Raw genomic sequence first — 17,024 nt, forward strand, 5'->3', positions numbered from 1 at the left:
GGGACTGCCGGCGGGGGGCTTACAGTGGACAAGTGAGGGCGACCTTCCTAAAGTCGCTCACCCGCCGTCCGTGTCCGCTCTTTCGTTGCGAAGCAGCGGGCGCGTCGGCCTTGTCGAACACCTCGCACACGAGAGCAGAGCCATGCGGCTGTCCAGCTTCTTCATGCCGACCCTCAAGGAGACCCCGACCGAGGCGCAGATCGTCTCGCACCGCCTGATGCTGCGGGCCGGGATGATCCGCCAGACCAGCGCCGGCATCTATGCCTGGCTGCCGCTGGGCTATCGGGTGCTGCGCAAGATCGAGCAGATCGTCCGCGAGGAGCAGGACGCCGCCGGTGCGCAGGAACTGCTGATGCCGACCATTCAGTCGGCCGACCTGTGGCGCGAAAGCGGCCGCTACGACGATTACGGCAAGGAGATGCTGCGCATCACCGACCGCCACGACCGCGAGATGCTGTTCGGTCCGACGAACGAGGAGATGATCACCGACATCTTCCGCTCCTTCGTCAAGAGCTACCGCCAGTTGCCGCTGAACCTCTACCACATCCAGTGGAAGTTCCGTGACGAGATCCGCCCGCGCTTCGGCGTGATGCGCGGACGCGAATTCCTGATGAAGGATGCCTATTCCTTCGACATCGACGCGGCCGGCGCCCGCCGCTCCTACCAGAAGATGTTTCTGGCTTACCTGCGCACCTTCGCCCGCATCGGGTTGAAGGCCATCCCGATGCGCGCAGACACCGGCCCCATCGGCGGCGACCTGAGCCATGAGTTCATCATCCTGGCCGAGACCGGCGAGAGCGGCGTCTTCTGCCACAAGGACTGGATGAACCTGGACGTGCTGCAGGACGCCCCCGGCATGGAGGACGACCTGCAGCCCTTCTTCGACCGCATCACCTCGATCTATGCGGCGACCGACGAGAAGCACGACCCGGCCAACAGCCCGGTCCCGGAGGCCGATCTGGTGTCGGCCCGCGGCATCGAGGTCGGCCACATCTTCAACTTCGGCACCAAATATTCCAAGCCGATGAACGCGGTGGTCGCTGGTCCGAACGGCGAGTCGATCCCGGTGGAGATGGGCAGCTACGGTATCGGCGTGTCGCGCCTGATGGGGGCGATCATCGAGGCCAGCCACGACGACAACGGCATCATCTGGCCGGACGCCGTCGCCCCATTCAACGTCGGCCTGATCAACCTGAAGTCCGGCGACGCCGAGACCGACCGTGTCTGCGCCGAGCTGTATGCGAAGCTGGAAGCGGCCGGTCTGGAGGTCGCCTATGACGACCGCGACGAGCGTCCCGGCGCCAAGTTCGCCGACATGGATCTGATCGGCGTTCCCTGGCAACTGGTCGTCGGGCCGCGCGGCCTGAAGAACGGTGTCGTCGAGCTGAAGCGCCGCGCCACCGGCGAGAAGGAAGAACTGCCGGTCGAGGCGGCGCTGGCAAAGCTGCTGGGCTGATTGGCTTAACCCGAAGAGGAAGCCCGGACCGACAAAGTCGGCGGTCCGGGCTTTGCCCTTTTCCCGCCACGCTCACGTTCTTATGTAGGGCATCGCTTCCGCCTGTTTCAGGCCCCGCCACAGGACCCCCGCCTCATGATCTTCAATGCCTTCGAACGCATGGTCGCGATGCGTTACCTTCGGGCGCGCCGCCAGGAAGGGTTCATCTCGGTCATCGCGGGGTTCTCGCTGCTGGGCATCGCGCTCGGCGTGGCGACGCTCATCATCGTGATGGCGGTGATGAACGGCTTCCGGGCGGAGCTGCTGGGCCGGGTGCTCGGCCTCAACGGGCATTTGAACGTCTACAGCTCGCGGGGCGGGCCGCTGCCGGACTTCGACATCCTGGCCGGCAAGCTGCGCAACACGCCGGGCGTGGTCAACGTCACCCCGACGGTCGAGGGGCAGGCGCTGGTGTCGGTGCGCGGCGTCGCATCCGGCGCCGTCATCCGCGGCGTGCGGGCGGAAGACTTCAAGGTGCGGCCGACGCTTGCCAACAACGTCATCCGCGGCTCGGTCGACGAGTTCGGCGAGGATCGCGTCGCCATCGGCGTGCGCATGGCACAGCGGCTGGGCCTGTCGGTCGGTGACCAGATCACGCTGATCGCACCGCAGGGAAACGTCACCGCCTTTGGCACCGTGCCGAGGATGCGCAGCTATCCCATCGGCGCGATCTTCGACGTCGGCATGTTCGAATACGACAACAGCTTCATCTTCCTGCCGCTGGAGGAGGCGCAGGCCTTCTTCCGCACCGGCGACGCCGTGACCTCGCTGGAGGTCTTCGTCAGCGACCCGATGCAGATCGCCGCGGCCCGGTCCGCCGTCCAGTCGGTGGTGGCAGGAGAGGGCAGGGTGGTCGACTGGCAGCAGTCGAACGCCAGCTTCTTCACCGCACTCCAGGTTGAGCGCAACGTGATGTTCCTGATCCTGTCGCTGATCATCATGGTGGCGGCCTTCAACATCATCTCCAGTCTGATCATGCTGGTTAAGGACAAGGGGCGCGACATCGCGATCCTGCGTACGATGGGGGCGACGCGCGGCATGATCATGCGCATCTTCTTCCTGTCGGGCGCCAGCGTCGGCGTCACGGGGACGCTGCTGGGGCTGGCACTGGGCGTGTCCTTCGCGCTGAACATCGAGAGCATCCGGCAGGTCATCCAGGGGCTGACCGGCACCAACCTGTTCAATGCCGAAATCTATTTCCTGTCCCATCTGCCGGCCAAGATCGACTGGAGCGAGGTGACCCAGGTGACGTTGATGGCTTTGGGGCTGTCCTTCGCCGCCACCATCTACCCGTCCTGGCGCGCCGCCCGGCTCGACCCGGTGGAGGCCCTGCGCTATGAGTGACGCCGTCATGCAGCCGATGCTGGAACTGAAGGGAATCGTCCGCCGCTTTGAACAGGCGGGCGAGACGCTGGAGGTGCTGCGCGGGGTCGACCTGACCGTCGGCGCCGGGGAACTGGTGGCGCTGGTCGGCCCGTCGGGGGCCGGCAAATCGACGCTGCTGCACATCGCCGGCCTGCTGGAACGGCCCACCGGCGGCACGGTGCGGATCGCAGGCACCGATGTGTCCAATCTGGACGACGGCAAGCGGACCGAGGTGCGCCGCCGCTCCATCGGCTTCGTCTACCAGTTCCACCATCTGCTGCCGGAATTCTCGGCTCGGGAGAACATCGTCCTGCCGCAGATGATCGCCGGCGTGTCGAAGTCGGTCGCCCGGCAGCGTGCCGACGAGCTTCTGCGCATGGTCGGGCTGGAGCAGCGCGGCACCCACCGTCCGGCCCGCCTGTCGGGCGGCGAGCAGCAGCGCGTCGCCATCGCCCGCGCGCTGGCCAACGCCCCGTCGCTGCTGATCGCCGACGAGCCGACCGGCAACCTCGACCCGCACACGGCGGAGCATGTCTTCACCATGCTGTCGGCCATCGTCAGGCAGGCCAAGGTCGGTGCCCTGGTCGCCACCCACAATCTGGACCTTGCCCGCCGCATGGACCGGGTGCTGGAGATGCGCGACGGCCTTCTGGTGGAATACCAGCCGTCGGAGCTGGTGCCGCTGACCGAGGTGGCATCGGAAGCCTCGTAACCGGCGTCATAGGCCGAAAGCGGATCCGTCTCCCGGTTGCCAAGCCGGTGCGTCGCCACCACTCTCATGCGCGACCGCACCGGCTGAGCTGCGGCACGAGGCAAAACAGGGGCATCGGGGATGGACCAGCGGATCATCGACCTTTACGACGAATACACCCACGCGCCGCTGCCGCGCCGGGTGTTCCTGGAACGGCTTGCGGCGCTGGCCGGCAGTGCGGCGGCCATTCCGGCCATCCTGTCGGCCATCGAGCCAAACTATGCTCGTGCCGCCGTGGTCGGCGAGGACGACACCCGTCTGGCGGCGGAAAAGGTGTCCTTCCAGGGGGCGACCGGCGACGTGTCCGGCTATATCGCCCGGCCGAAGCTGGCGGACAAGGCTCCGGCGGTGGTCGTCATCCATGAGAACCGCGGCCTGAACGCCTATGTCGAGGACGTCACCCGCCGCCTCGCCACCGAAGGCTTCGTGGCGTTTGCCCCGGACCTGCTGTCGCCGCTGGGCGGCACGCCGCAGGATGCCGACAAGGCGCGCGACATGATCGGCCAGCTCGACACCGACAAGACGGTCAACAACCTGATTGCGGCGATGAGCTACCTGATGGCCTATCGCTATTCCTCGGCCAAGGTCGGGGCGGTCGGCTTCTGCTGGGGCGGCGGCATGGTCAACCGGCTGGCGATCAAGGCGCCTGACCTGAAGGCCGGCGTCGCCTTCTACGGCCCGACCCCCGACCCGGCGCTGGTCACCACGGTCAAGTCGCCGCTGCTGCTGCACTATGCCGGGCTGGACGAACGCATCAACGCCGGCATTCCCGCGTACGACGAGGCGCTGAAGAAGGCGCATGTCGAACACCAGATCTACGTCTATGACGGCGTCAACCACGCCTTCCACAACGACACGTCGGCCGAGCGCTACAACAAGGACGCCGCCGAGCTGGCCTGGAAGCGGACGGTGGAATTCCTCAAGGCGAAGCTGGCGTAAGGCGGCCGTCAGCCCAAGACCGCCGCCGTATCCACGACCGTCGCATATTCGCCGTCCATGTTGGCGAGCGACAGGTCGTGGACCTCGTCGGCGGTCCGCAGCCTCCCCGACCTGTCCTTCCTGGCGAAGGTGAAGCAGGCGTCGGCCACCAAGCGCACGTCGTAGCCGAGGTTGCCGGCCATCCGCACCGTCGCCTCGACGCTGTTGTTGGTGATGACGCCGGTCACCACCAGCGTGGCGATGCCGCAGCCGCGCAGCCACTCATCGAGCCCGGTGCCGATGAAGGCGCTGTTCACCCGCTTGCCGATCACGGTCTCGCCGGGCAATGGCCGCGCCTCTTCCTTGAAGTCATGGCCGGGACCGCCGGGGCGGTAGCCGGAGTCCGGCTCCACCGAATCGTGGCGGATATGGACGATGGGCCGTCCGTCCCGCCGCCACGCGGCCAGCAATGCCGCGACGTTGGCCTCCGCCTGCGGGTTGTTGCGTGGACCGGTCAGGGCCCAGCGCGGATCGTCGATGGCCTTTTGCAGGTCGATGACCAGCAATGCGGCGTTGGAGGGAAGCTTTTCCATGCCTGCGATCCTGCCGCGATTGTCCATCGCGTGACAAGTCCGCCGGTTTCTGGCTCTAATCCGGCGCTCCACTCCCGTTTCCCTTTCCCAGCGCTCAGCCGGAGGCGCCGTGCTCGCATCCCCCCTGTCCTTGCTCGCCGTCGCCGTCGGCGGTGCCGCCGGTTCGGTGGCGCGTTACCTGATGCTGCTCACGATTGCGCAATGGATCGGAACCCGCTTTCCGGTGGGGACGATCATCGTCAACGTGATCGGCTGTACGGTGATGGGGGTGCTGTCGGAACTTGCGGCGCTGACATGGTCGCCGTCGCCAGAACTGCGCGCCTTCCTTCTGGTGGGCGTGCTGGGCGGCTTCACCACATTCTCCTCCTTCACGCTGGACATCGGTGTCCTCGTCGCCCGTGACGAGCTTGCCGCGGCGGCGGGATACTTCCTCGCCTCGACGCTGTTCAGCGTGGTGGGCTTCTTTGCCGGCCTGTGGGCCGTGCGTTCTCTTGTTTCGGTGTCCCTCTGATGACTGACTCTCCCAAGCCCACTGCCGATAACGCCGATACCGCGTCGACCGAAGCCAAGGGCGACAGCAAGGTCGAAACCCGCATCGTGACGGCCGACGAGGCCGACATGCGGCTCGACCGCTGGTTCAAGCGCCATTTCCCCGACGTGAACCACAGCTATCTGCAGAAGTTGCTGCGCACCGGTCAGGTCCGCGTTGACGGCAAGCGGGCGGAGACGTCGACACGGCTGGCGGCTAAGCAGGGCGTGCGCATCCCGCCGCTGGCCGCCTGGGCCGCACCGGTCAGGGGGCCGGGTCAGGGAAGCAGCAAGCCCAAGGGCATGTCGGACAAGCAGATCGCCGAGTTGCAGGCGCTGGTGCTCTACCGCGACGCCGACGTGATCGCCATCAACAAGCCGCCCGGTCTGGCGGTGCAGGGCGGCACCGGCACCTCCAAACATCTCGACGCCATGCTCGACGCCCTGCGCTTCGACGGCAACGAGCGGCCGAAACTGGTCCACCGGCTGGACAAGGACACCTCCGGCGTCCTGCTGCTGGCCCGCACCACCTTCGCCGCCAGCAAGCTGACCGAGCTGTTCCGCGGCAGTGCTGTGCGCAAGATTTACTGGGCCGTCACCGTCGGCGTGCCGACGCCCTACCAGGGCAAGATCGATCTGGCGCTGGCCAAGGAAGGCGGCCCGCATGGCGAGCGGGTGGCGGAGAACAAGGAAGAGGGCAAGCGCGCCCTTACCGTCTATTCGGTGCAGGAGAATGTCGGCAAGCAGGCGGCCTTCGTCGCCATGTGGCCGCTGACCGGCCGCACCCACCAGCTGCGCGTCCACATGGCCGCCGTCGGCACGCCGATCCTGGGCGACGGCAAATATGCCGGGCAGGGCGCCTTCCTGGCCGGCGGAGCCGAGGTGGCGAAGAAGCTGCACCTGCATGCCCGCCGGCTGATCCTGCCGCATCCGCGCGGCGGCAAGACCATCGACGTGACGGCGCCGTTGCCCGACCACATGCTGGCGACCTGGAAGTATTTCGGCTTCAGCCCCAACCTGCGCGACGACCCGTTCGAGGATTTCGAGTGATGGCTCCGCAGGGGAAGCCGCCGCTGCGCCTCGCCCTCTTCGATTGCGACGGCACGCTGGTCGACAGCCAGTTCGCGATCATCGACGCCATGACCCGCGCCTGGGCCGAGCATGGGCTGGGCGAGCCCGAGCCGGCGGATGTCCGCCGCATGGTCGGGCTGTCGCTGGTGGAGGCGGTGGCCCTGCTGCTGCCGCAGCGGGATGCCGACCTGCATGTCGCGGTGGCGGAAAGCTACAAGCGCGCCTTTTCCAGCGCCCGCAGCCGCGGCGAGGTGGACGAGCCGCTATTCCCTGGCATCGTCGACACGCTGGCGGCGCTGGAGGAGGCCGGGGTGCTGCTGGGGGTGGCAACCGGCAAGTCACGGCGCGGGCTGGATGCGGTGTTGAAGGGCCATGGGCTGACCGGGCGCTTTGTCACCTTGCAGACCGCCGATGTCGGTCCCGGCAAGCCCAACCCGCACATGGTGCAGCGGGCGCTGGCGGAGACCGGTGCGGAGGAAGCGGCGACGGTTGTGATCGGCGACACTACCTACGACATTCAGATGGCCCGCAACGCGCGGGTGCGGTCGGTCGGCGTCTCCTGGGGCTATCACGCGGTGCCGGAACTGGAGCGGGCCGGGGCCGACCGTATTGTCCACCGCGGGCGCGACGTCGCCACCGCAGTGCTGGAGCTTTTGGAAGGGTAAGCGATGAAGCGTTTCTACAAGGCGGCGGGCGTCGGCAAGGTTGGGGGCGAGACCGAGGGCGGTTTCCGGGTCGAGCTGGACGGCCGCCCCGTGCGCAGCCCCGCCAAGGCGCCGCTGGTCTTCCCGAGCCTGCCGCTGGCCCAGGGCGTGGCTGACGAATGGGCGGCGCAGGGCGACCAGATCGACGCCCATTCCATGCCGCTGATGCAGCTGTCGAGCACCGCCGTTGATCTGATCCCGGTGAAGCGGCCGGAGATTGTTCCCGCCATCAGCGCCTATGCCGAAACCGACCTGTTGTGCTATCGCGCCGAACATCCCCAGCCGCTGGTGGAGCGGCAGGCCCGGCTCTGGCAGCCTCTGCTGGATTGGGCAGCGCTGACTTATGACGCGCCGCTTCATGTCTGCGCCGGGCTGATGCCCAAGCCGCAGCCGGACGAGGCTCTGGCCGCCCTGCGCCGGGTGGTGGAGCAGACGGACGACTGGTATCTGTCGGCGCTTCAGACCGCGACCGGCGTCTGCGGATCGATCATCGTCGCGCTTGCTCTGCTGGAAGGCCGTCTCAGCGCCGAGGAAGCGTTCGATGTCTCGCAGCTGGACGAAACCTACCAGATCGAGCAGTGGGGTGAAGACGCAGAGGCCACGAAACGCCGCACGAACGTTCGCGCGGAGATCGTGGCCTGTCGGCGCTTCGTGGATTTGCTGCGGGGCTGAAGGGCGGGGGCGGATGCCCCCACCTCGAATCGCAAGCAGCCCTTACTTCGCCGTGGTGGTGCCGGTCGTCGGGGCGGCGCCCGGGGCGACCGTTTCCTTCTCCGCCGGCTTGCGGTTCTTGTTCAGCGACGTCATGGTGTCGTCGTACTTGAAGTCCGGCATCGCCTTGACGTCGTCTCGGCTCATGCCGGCGAGGTTCAGGCGGTTGTTCTGAGAATCCCAGTTGGCGGCGCTGTAATCGACCGCGACCTGCTTCTCGCCGATGCCGAGGAAGCCGCCCGAGCTGATCACCAGCTGCTTGGCCTGACCGGTGCCGTCGAGGATGACGTCGTCAACCTCGCCGATCTTGTTGTTGTCGCGGCCATAGACGTTCTTGCCGATCAGTTCGTCGGCGCTGGCGAGCTGGCCGCCCGTCGGGCCGGACTTGGTCATGCTGCTGTTGGTGGTGCTGTCCGGCGTTGCGGTGTTCGACATGCTGGACGTGGACGAGGACGGATTGCCCACGGTCGGCGACGAGGTCTGCGCGACGGCGACGCCCGTCATGAGAGCCAGCGAGGCGGCGGTGACGATCAGGGTGCGACGCATGAGGGTGGCTCCTTATGTCGTTGTGTCTGAAGACATCACAACAACAGGAGCGAAGCCCGTTTGATCACTCCTTCCGGGAACTCTTTCGGTGTGTGACTAACCCTTCGTGGTATGGTCCCACCCAGGTTCGCGCGGCGTCAGAACCGCCGGCCCTGCCTGAAAGCTCAGTCCGCTCTCGGCCGCGCGCTGCACATCCTCCAGCCGCAGCAAAGCGAGCGCGGCGCCGTCGCGGCCACTGCGCATTTCGCCGACGTCCTTGCCGTCCAGCGTCACCGGAGTGCCGGCGTCCGGCATCGGGCCGTCGACGGTGACCGGAAACAGCTTCTTCTTGATCAGGGCGCGGTATTTGGTGCGGGCGGTCAGCTCCTGCCCCATGTAGCAGCCCTTGTCCCAGGAAATGGCGTTCAGCGCGTCCATCCGGCTTTCCAGCGGGATCGATTTCTCCGGGATCAGGTCCAGCGTGCCGTCGGGGATGCCGAACGACAGGCGATGCCGGTCGTAGTCTGTGGCCTCGCGCGGCGCCAGACCGGCTGCCTCCAATGCCGCAAGCCCGTCCGCCGGCAGAAATAGGCGGGCCCCCAGCGCCGGCAGCCGCGGGTCGGTGAAGGCGACGCCGCCAGCGAAAGCCCGTGCCGCACCCGGTTCGTCCGGCAGGCCCAGCGCCTCCAGCGCGCCGGCCCCGAAGGCGACGACCACGCGAAGCTGCTCCGTCCGGTCCTCCAGCGCGATTTTCGAGCGCAGCTTGTACATCTTCAGCCGGCGCAACAGGTCGGCGCGGCGCTCCGTCTCCGGGTCCAGCAGCAGCACGGCGTCCGATTCTGCTCCCGACTCGATCAAGTTGAAATCATGAAGGAACTTGCCCTGCGGCGTCAGGAACAGGGCATAGGCGGCACGGTCCGGCGTGACCCGCAGCACGTCGTTGGACACCAGCCCTTGCAGGAACGCCTTGCGGTCCTCGCCCGTAACCGCCACCACGCTCCGCTGGTCCAAAACTGCGTAACCCGCCGACATCCTCGCCTCCACATCATCCAATCGACTGAAGTGTTGGGCGGAACGGCCCGGCTGGCAAGGGCTTGCCGCACTGCAATGCCCTGGCAATGAGCTGGGCGAAGGGCTGGGTTGCGGGAGCCGACTGTGGCATGATGACCAAAGCGGCAGATGCATCACCGTTGGGCAGAGGATCGGTTGTTGACGGCCGGTGGTGCCGCCGGATTACTCTGTTGGTAGCGGTGGCACGGCTTTGGCAATGCCATACAGGTTTGACCTTTTTCCGGATTGCTCCTCCTTGCCTTCGCACGCCGAGACCTACCCCCCGGACGCTCCGCCGCCCCGTTTGGAGCTGCGCGGCATCACCAAGCGATTCCCCGGCTGTCTGGCCAACGACCATGTCGATCTCGTCCTGCAACCGGGCGAGATCCATGCGCTTCTGGGTGAGAACGGGGCCGGCAAGTCGACCCTGGTCAAGATGATCTACGGGGTGCTGCACCCGGATGCCGGAACCATGTTGTGGCAGGGGGCGGAAACGGTTGTTCCCGACCCGGCCGGTGCGCGCCGTCTCGGCATCGGCATGGTGTTCCAGCATTTCTCGCTGTTCGACACGCTGACGGTGACCGAGAACATCGCGCTCGGCCTCGACAATGCCGGACCGATGGATCAGCTCGCCGGCCGTATCCGCGAGGTGTCGGAACGCTACGGTCTGGCGCTGGACCCCGGCCGCCATGTCTTCCACCTGTCGGTGGGCGAGCGCCAGCGGGTGGAGATCGTGCGCTGCCTGCTGCAGGATCCGAAGCTGCTGATCATGGACGAGCCGACCTCCGTCCTGACGCCGCAGGAGGCGGCCAAGCTGTTCGAGACGCTGCGCGTCCTGGCGGCGGAGGGCTGCACGATCCTCTACATCTCGCACAAGCTGGAGGAAATCCGCGCCCTGTGCAGCCGCGCCACCGTGCTGCGCGCCGGCAAGGTTGTGGGTGCCGCCGACCCGCGGCAGGAGACCGCGCGCAGCCTTGCCGAGATGATGATGGGGGCGGAACTGTCCACCCCCGAGCGACCGCCGCAGGGTGTGGCCGGCGTTGCCCGCCTGACGGTGCGCCACCTGTCCACCACCTCCGACAACCCCTTCGCCACCAATCTGAAGGACGTCAATTTCGAGGTGCGGGGGGGCGAGATTCTCGGCATCGCCGGTGTGGCCGGAAACGGGCAGGCGGAACTGATGGCGGCCTTGAGCGGCGAGGTTCTGCTCGCCGACGCCGACGCCGTGGTGATCGAGGGAACCTCGGCCGGGCATTTGGGACCGCGGGCCCGCCGGACGCTCGGCCTCGCCTTCGTGCCGGAGGAGCGGCTGGGCCGCGGTGCGGTGCCGGAACTGAGCCTGTCGGAGAACGCGCTGCTGTCCGGCTATGCCCGCGAGCCGCTGGTGCGCGGCGGCATGGTCCATTTCGCCCGCGCCCGCGCCTACGCCGAGACGATCATCCGCGGCTTCAACGTCGTGGCGCACGGTCATCGGGCGGAAGCGCGGTCGCTGTCGGGCGGCAATCTGCAGAAATTCATCATCGGCCGCGAAATCCTGCAGAAGCCCAAGCTTCTGGTGGTCGGCCAACCGACCTGGGGTGTCGATGCAGGTGCTGCCGCGGCGATCCACAAGGCGCTGATCGATCTGGCGCGGTCGGGTGCGGCGGTGCTGGTCATCAGCCAGGATCTGGATGAGCTGTTCGTGCTGAGCGACCGGATTTCCGTGCTGTTCCATGGCCGCCTGTCCGACAGCCGGCCGACGCACGAGACGACGGTGGAGCGCATCGGCCTGCTGATGGGCGGCCTGTTCGGCACGCCGCCGGACGAAGACGGGGAGATCACGCGTGCGGTCTGATGGTTTTTTGAGCACCGGAGACGCCGCATGAGCTTCATCCGTCTTGAACCGCGCGGGCAGGCGTCGAAGACCATGGTCTACGTCACGCCGCTTCTGGCGGTGGCGCTGACCCTGCTCAGCGGCTTCATCCTGTTCCTGGCGATGGGCTTCGACCCGTTGAAGGCGCTTTATTCCTTTTTCGTCGCGCCCGTGACCTCGGTCCGCGGTATCGGCGAACTGGTGGTGAAGGCGACGCCGCTGGTGCTGTGCGCCGTCGGGCTCGCCATCGGCTTCCGCGCCAATGTCTGGAACATCGGCGCCGAAGGGCAGCTGACGCTGGGCGCCATCACCGGCGGCGGGCTGGCGCTTGCCTTCTATGGCGAGGGCGGTTGGTGGCTGTTGCCGATGATGGTGATCGGCGGAGCCGTCGGCGGGGCGGTCTGGGCGGCGGTACCGGCCTTTCTGCGGCTGCGCTTCAACGCCAGTGAGATCCTGACCAGCCTGATGCTGAATTACGTGGCGCTGCTGCTGCTGAACTATCTGGTCCATGGCCCATTCCGCGATCCCGACGGCTTCGCCTTCCCCGAATCGCGGCTGTTCGAGGCCGAGGCCACGCTGCCGATCCTGTGGGCCGGGACCCGCGTCCATTTCGGCGCGCTGCTTGCCCTGCTGGCGGTGGCGGGCGGCTGGCTGTTGATCGCCCGGACCTTCATCGGCTTCCAGATCAAGGTGATCGGGCTGACCCCGGCCGCCGCCGGCTATGCCGGTTTCGACCAGAAGCGAATCGTCTGGCTGACGCTGCTGCTGTCGGGGGCGCTGGCCGGCATTGCCGGCATGGGCGAGGTCGCCGGGCCCATCGGCCAGATCACCGCCAGCATCTCGCCCGGCTACGGTTATACCGCCATCATCGTCGCCTTCCTCGGCCGGCTGCATCCGGTCGGCATCCTGCTGGCGGCCTTGCTGATGGCGCTGTCCTTCATCGGCGGCGAGGCGGCGCAGATCGCCATGGGCCTGCCCAAGGCCATCACCGGAGTGTTCCAGGGCATGCTTCTGTTCTTCCTGCTGGCGAGCGACGTGCTGATCCGCTATCGGGTCCGCTTCGGTGCGCGGAGGGCCGCGGCATGAGCGACCTTGCCTTGATCGGCCCGATCCTGGCCGCAATGTTCGCGGCGGCGACGCCGCTGCTGTTCGCCGCCTTGGGCGAGCTGGTGGTCGAGAAGTCGGGTGTCCTCAACCTGGGTGTCGAGGGCATGATGCTGGTCGGCGCCGTCTGCGGCTTCGCCGTCACGGTTCAGACCGGCAGCCCCGTCACCGGTTTCCTCGTCGCGGCCTTCGCCGGCGCCGCCACCGCCTCGCTGTTTGCCGTGCTGACCCTGTTCCTGCTCGCCAACCAGGTGGCGACCGGGCTCGCGCTGACCCTGTTCGGCGTCGGCCTGTCGGCGCTGATCGGGCAGGGCTTCGTCGGCATTCCGCTGGAGGGCCTGCCCAAGCTCCACATCCCCGGCCTGACCGACCTGCCGGTGGTGGGGCAGGCGCTGTTCGGCCAGGACATCATGGTTTATCTGGCGGTCGCCGCCGTGCCGCTGGTCCACCTGTTCCTCTACCGCAGCCGCGCCGGTCTCGTCCTGCGCGCGGTGGGGGAGAACCACACGGCCGCCCATGCGCTGGGCTACAAGGTCCTGCGCATCCGCTTTTTCGCCGTGCTGTTCGGCGGCGCCATGGCCGGGCTGGGCGGTGCCTTCCTGTCGATGGACTACACGCCGATGTGGGCGGAGAACATGACTTCGGGCCGCGGCTGGATCGCGCTGGCGCTGGTGGTCTTCGCCACCTGGAAGCCGGTGCGCGCCATGCTCGGCGCCTGGCTGTTCGGCGGCGTCACCATCCTGCAGCTGCATGTCCAGGGGCTGGGCATCGACGTGCCGTCGCAGCTCTTGTCGATGCTGCCGTATCTGGCTACCGTTCTGGTCCTGGTGCTGATTTCGCGGGACGTCGCCCGCATCCGCCTGAACGCGCCGGCCTGTCTGGGAAAACTGTTTCATCCCGATGCTTGACGCGTCGTTTTGAAAACGAAACAAAGCCCATATCTCACGACATCAAGAATAAGGAGCGTCGACGTGAACAGAAGGACGATGGGCAAGACGGTGCTGGGTCTGGCCGGTGCCGCGATCGCGCTGAGCGTGGGGCTGGGTGCCGGCATGGGCTCCGCCTTCGCGCAGGAGAAGCTGAAGGTCGGCTTCGTCTATGTCGGCCCGGTCAGCGACCATGGCTACAGCTATCAGCACGACCAGGGCCGTCTGGCCGTGGAGAAGGCGCTGGGCGACAAGGTCACCACCACCTTCGTCGAGAATGTGCCGGAAGGCGCCGACGCCGAGCGCGTGATCGAGCAGCTGGCGGCCAGCGGCCACAAGCTGATCTTCACCACCTCCTTCGGCTTCATGAACCCGACGCTGAAGGTGGCCAAGCGCCATCCCGACGTGAAGTTCGAGCATGCCACCGGTTACAAGCGCGCCGAGAACGTCGCGACCTATTCCGGCCGTTTCTATGAGGGCCGTACGGTGGTGGGCGCCATCGCCGGCAAGATGACCAAGTCGAACATCATCGGCTACATCGGCTCCTACCCGATTCCCGAGGTGGTCGGCGGCATCAACGCCTTCACCATCGCGCTGCGCGAGCAGAACCCGAAGGCCGAGGTCCGCGTGGTCTGGGTCAACAGCTGGTACGATCCCGGCAAGGAAGCCGAGGCGGCCAAGGCGCTGATCGACCAGGGTGCCGACATCATTGTCCAGCACACCGACAGCCCCGCCCCGATCCAGACCGCGCAGGAGCGCGGGCTGTGGTCGGTCGGCCAGTCGTCCGACATGACCCGCTTCGGTCCGAAGTCGCACCTGACCGCGATCGTCGAGGACTGGAACGGCTACTATGTCGACCGCGTGAAGGCGGTTCTCGACGGCAGCTGGAAGCCGATCGACACCTGGGGCGGCATCAGCACCGGCATGGTCGAGCTGGCCCCCTACAACCCGGCGATTCCGGCCGACGTCGTGAAGATGGCCGACCAGATCAAGGCCGACATCGTGTCCGGCAAACGCCACTCCTTCCAGGGTCCGGTCAAGGACCAGTCCGGCAAGGTCGTGATCCCGGAAGGCAAGTCCGCCACCGACGAGCAGATCCTGAAGATGGACTGGTACGTCGAAGGCGTGCAGGGCAAGGTTCCGAAGTAAGCGTCGTACGGCGCTTCCGACCGGGGGGTGATAATCTCCGGTCGGAAGCGCCGTCCGTTTTTACAGATACTCGCCCAGCAGGCGCAGGAACGGACGCGCTTCCTGCAGGACCAGGATGGTCTGGTGGAACAGGTCCTCGGGCGAGGCGTGGTGTTCCAGCCGGATTTCCGAGAACAGGATGATCTTCTGTCCGCCCTGAACGATGAAGCGGACATGCGGCAGTCCTTCGATCCCGCGCAGGACCGCCAGCAGGGCGCGGCGGCGCTCCGGAGCCTGGGCCGTGTAGGGCACGTGGCCGACATCCGCCCAGATCTGGCAGATCGAGCCGCCGCCGTCCTCCGGCCCTTCATGCCGGACGGCGACGTTGAAGGGCAGCCCGTCGGCCATGAAGGTCAGCTTGCAGGGACGGGGCGGCTTGGCGATGCCGAGAACGCCCTCGGACGTCATCTCGATCGAACCGGGATTGATGGGCAGGGCGCCGTCCGGCACTTCGGCCAGCGATTGAATGGTCTTCAGATCGGGAACGGACAAGGCGGCACGCTCGGCTTCAGGGGCAATGGAGACGACAGCATGGGCTCCGCCCGCTAAAATTCTGTAAAGGCTTGCAACGCACAGCTAGAATGGCTGTTCGCTGTGGTCTGAAAATACGAAGAAAGCAGGCGATGTCCGCCATCGATACCGTCGTCGTCCCCATCCACCGAGCCGGCTGGCCCTTCATCGCCGGTTTCGCGGTGGTCTCCCTGATCCTGGGTCTCGCCGTCTGGGCGCCGCTCGGCTGGATCGGCCTGGTGCTCACCCTGTGGTGCGCCTACTTTTTCCGCGATCCCGACCGGGTGACGCCGACGCGGCCCGGACTGCTGGTCAGCCCCGCCGACGGGCGCGTCACCATGATCGTCCAGGCGGTTCCGCCCAAGGAGCTCGGCATGGGGGACAAGGCGCTGACCCGGATCAGCGTGTTCCTCAACGTGTTCAACGTCCATGTCAACCGCGTGCCGGCCGACGGCACCATCGTGGCCGCCGAATACCACAAGGGCACCTTCGTCAATGCCGCGCTGGACAAGGCGAGCGACGAGAACGAGCGGATGGCCTTCCGCCATCGCCTGCCGGACGGGCGCGAGATCGCCTATGTCCAGATCGCCGGCCTGGTGGCGCGCCGCATCCTGTGGTGGGTCAAGGCCGGGCAGCAGGTGAAGGCGGGCGAGCGCTTCGGCCTGATCCGATTCGGCAGCCGCACCGACATCTATCTGCCCGACGGCGTCGCCCCGCTGGTCTGCGTCGGCCAGACCGCCATCGGCGGCGAGACGATCCTGGCCGACCTGGACGGGACCGAAGCGCAGCGGCAGGGGGATGTGCGGCGATGAAACGACCGCCCGTCTTCCGCCAGCAGATCTTCCGCCCACACCGGGCGCGCCGTCCCGGCCGGCCGCACCCGCGGCTGAAAGGGCTGTCGATCAACCACCTGTTGCCGAACGTCCTGACGGTGCTGGCGCTCTGCTCCGGCCTGACCGCGATCCGATTCGCCATGCAGGAGCGGTGGGAGCCGGCGGTCATCGCCATCGTCATCGCCGCCATCCTGGATGCGCTGGATGGCCGGATCGCCCGCCTGCTGAACGGGCAGAGCAAGTTCGGGGCGGAACTGGACAGCCTGTCCGACGCCATCAGCTTCGGTGTCGCCCCGGCCTTCATGATGTATCTTTGGGGGTTGAACGGCGCGGGCAGCCTGGGCTGGATCGCCGCCATGGCCTATGCCGTGTGCTGCGCTTTGCGGCTGGCGCGCTTCAACTCGCGGCTCGGCGTGGTCGACCTGCCGCCCTGGGCCTACAACTACTTCACCGGCGTTCCGGCGCCGGCCGGTGCCGGCCTCGTCCTGCTGCCGATGATCCTGGGGTTCGAGATCGGTCCGGAGTTCCCCGGCCATCCGGCCGTCATCGTGCCGTGGACCCTGCTGATCGGCGGGCTGATGGTCAGCATCCTGCCGACCTTCTCCTTCAAGGGTGCCCGGGTTCCGGCCCATTGGGTGGTGCCGGCCCTGGCCGGCGTCGGGCTGCTCGCCGCGATGATGGTCAGCCAGCCCTGGTGGACACTGTCCATCGTCGGCATCGCCTATATGGTCAGCCTGCCATTCTCCATCGCCCAGTTCCGCAAGCTGCAACGGGCTGCGGAACTTATGCGCACGGAGATCGGCGAGCCGCCGGAGATGCAGGGGACCGAGGTGCAGGCTCAGGCTTCGGAAGCCGTGACGCCCGAGGACGAGGCGCGGAAGCCGGTCTGACCGGCTTCCC

Annotated in this window: 18 protein-coding genes; 14 read left to right on the forward strand and 4 right to left on the reverse strand. The window is 67.1% G+C overall.

Annotated elements, in window-relative coordinates:
• The first annotated feature begins 142 nt into the window (after nt 1-142).
• From proS to TSH64_RS09380, 4 genes are all read left to right on the forward strand, one after another.
• The gene (gene proS / locus TSH64_RS09365) at nt 143-1,456 is read left to right on the forward strand and encodes a proline--tRNA ligase (protein WP_109096507.1); all 1,314 of its coding nucleotides are present in this window, start codon (nt 143-145) and stop codon (nt 1,454-1,456) included.
• A 135-nt stretch (nt 1,457-1,591) separates the two neighbouring features.
• Nucleotides 1,592-2,839 (forward strand): lipoprotein-releasing ABC transporter permease subunit, encoded by a 1,248-nt coding sequence (locus TSH64_RS09370; RefSeq protein ID WP_109096508.1) that lies wholly within the window; start codon nt 1,592-1,594, stop codon nt 2,837-2,839.
• Nucleotides 2,832-3,572 (forward strand): ABC transporter ATP-binding protein, encoded by a 741-nt coding sequence (locus TSH64_RS09375; protein ID WP_109096509.1) that lies wholly within the window; start codon nt 2,832-2,834, stop codon nt 3,570-3,572. Before TSH64_RS09370 ends, TSH64_RS09375 begins: the two co-directional genes overlap by 8 nt.
• 120 nt (nt 3,573-3,692) lie before the next feature.
• Nucleotides 3,693-4,550 carry a dienelactone hydrolase family protein gene (locus TSH64_RS09380; protein ID WP_109096510.1) on the forward strand — a complete coding sequence of 286 codons (858 nt, stop codon included), beginning with the start codon at nt 3,693-3,695 and terminating at the stop codon, nt 4,548-4,550.
• A gap of 8 nt (nt 4,551-4,558) precedes the next feature.
• Here TSH64_RS09380 and TSH64_RS09385 read toward each other — a convergent pair whose 3' ends face one another.
• Nucleotides 4,559-5,122, reverse strand: a complete 564-nt coding sequence (locus tag TSH64_RS09385; RefSeq protein WP_109096511.1) for a cysteine hydrolase family protein — start codon at nt 5,120-5,122, stop codon at nt 4,559-4,561.
• Nucleotides 5,123-5,231: 109 nt separating this feature from the next.
• Between TSH64_RS09385 and crcB the strand changes: the two genes are divergently transcribed.
• Genes crcB through TSH64_RS09405 form a run of 4 tightly spaced genes read left to right on the forward strand, consistent with a single transcriptional unit; the run spans nt 5,232 to nt 8,097 of the window.
• On the forward strand, nt 5,232-5,633 hold the full coding sequence (crcB, locus tag TSH64_RS09390) for a fluoride efflux transporter CrcB (protein ID WP_109096512.1): 402 nt from the start codon (nt 5,232-5,234) through the stop codon (nt 5,631-5,633).
• Entirely contained in the window at nt 5,633-6,700 is a 1,068-nt protein-coding gene (locus TSH64_RS09395) for an RluA family pseudouridine synthase (protein ID WP_109096513.1), read from the forward strand. The genes crcB and TSH64_RS09395 overlap by 1 nt, the downstream gene beginning before the upstream one ends.
• Nucleotides 6,700-7,386 (forward strand): HAD-IA family hydrolase, encoded by a 687-nt coding sequence (locus tag TSH64_RS09400; RefSeq protein WP_109096514.1) that lies wholly within the window; start codon nt 6,700-6,702, stop codon nt 7,384-7,386. Before TSH64_RS09395 ends, TSH64_RS09400 begins: the two co-directional genes overlap by 1 nt.
• Nucleotides 7,387-7,389: 3 nt before the next feature.
• Nucleotides 7,390-8,097 (forward strand): ATP12 family protein, encoded by a 708-nt coding sequence (locus TSH64_RS09405; protein WP_109096515.1) that lies wholly within the window; start codon nt 7,390-7,392, stop codon nt 8,095-8,097.
• Nucleotides 8,098-8,139: 42 nt separating this feature from the next.
• Here the strand turns inward: TSH64_RS09405 and TSH64_RS09410 are convergent, their stop codons facing one another.
• Both TSH64_RS09410 and TSH64_RS09415 read right to left on the reverse strand, forming a co-directional pair.
• Nucleotides 8,140-8,682, reverse strand: a complete 543-nt coding sequence (locus TSH64_RS09410) for a PRC-barrel domain-containing protein (RefSeq protein ID WP_109096516.1) — start codon at nt 8,680-8,682, stop codon at nt 8,140-8,142.
• Nucleotides 8,683-8,778: 96 nt separating this feature from the next.
• A complete protein-coding gene (locus TSH64_RS09415; RefSeq protein ID WP_247872830.1) occupies nt 8,779-9,672 on the reverse strand; it encodes a folate-binding protein in 894 nt (297 codons plus the stop codon).
• Between the two features lie 295 nt (nt 9,673-9,967).
• Between TSH64_RS09415 and TSH64_RS09420 the strand changes: the two genes are divergently transcribed.
• From TSH64_RS09420 to TSH64_RS09435, 4 genes are all read left to right on the forward strand, one after another.
• Nucleotides 9,968-11,545, forward strand: coding sequence for an ABC transporter ATP-binding protein (locus TSH64_RS09420; protein ID WP_109096518.1), 1,578 nt, complete (start codon nt 9,968-9,970; stop codon nt 11,543-11,545).
• A gap of 27 nt (nt 11,546-11,572) precedes the next feature.
• Entirely contained in the window at nt 11,573-12,649 is a 1,077-nt protein-coding gene (locus TSH64_RS09425; RefSeq protein ID WP_109096519.1) for an ABC transporter permease, read from the forward strand.
• The gene (locus TSH64_RS09430) at nt 12,646-13,575 is read left to right on the forward strand and encodes an ABC transporter permease (protein WP_109052092.1); all 930 of its coding nucleotides are present in this window, start codon (nt 12,646-12,648) and stop codon (nt 13,573-13,575) included. The genes TSH64_RS09425 and TSH64_RS09430 overlap by 4 nt, the downstream gene beginning before the upstream one ends.
• Nucleotides 13,576-13,653: 78 nt before the next feature.
• Nucleotides 13,654-14,742, forward strand: a complete 1,089-nt coding sequence (locus TSH64_RS09435; protein WP_109096520.1) for a BMP family ABC transporter substrate-binding protein — start codon at nt 13,654-13,656, stop codon at nt 14,740-14,742.
• A 60-nt stretch (nt 14,743-14,802) separates the two neighbouring features.
• Here the strand turns inward: TSH64_RS09435 and TSH64_RS09440 are convergent, their stop codons facing one another.
• The gene (locus tag TSH64_RS09440; protein WP_109096521.1) at nt 14,803-15,273 is read right to left on the reverse strand and encodes a hypothetical protein; all 471 of its coding nucleotides are present in this window, start codon (nt 15,271-15,273) and stop codon (nt 14,803-14,805) included.
• An 89-nt stretch (nt 15,274-15,362) separates the two neighbouring features.
• Here TSH64_RS09440 and TSH64_RS09445 point away from each other — a divergent pair, with 89 nt between their 5' ends.
• Nucleotides 15,363-16,103 carry a phosphatidylserine decarboxylase gene (locus TSH64_RS09445; RefSeq protein ID WP_109052095.1) on the forward strand — a complete coding sequence of 247 codons (741 nt, stop codon included), beginning with the start codon at nt 15,363-15,365 and terminating at the stop codon, nt 16,101-16,103.
• Nucleotides 16,100-17,014 (forward strand): phosphatidylcholine/phosphatidylserine synthase, encoded by a 915-nt coding sequence (locus TSH64_RS09450; protein ID WP_109096522.1) that lies wholly within the window; start codon nt 16,100-16,102, stop codon nt 17,012-17,014. Before TSH64_RS09445 ends, TSH64_RS09450 begins: the two co-directional genes overlap by 4 nt.
• The last annotated feature ends 10 nt before the right edge of the window (nt 17,015-17,024 follow it).

It is taken from the genome of Azospirillum sp. TSH64 (assembly GCF_003116035.1).
Taxonomy (GTDB): Bacteria; Pseudomonadota; Alphaproteobacteria; order Azospirillales; family Azospirillaceae; genus Azospirillum.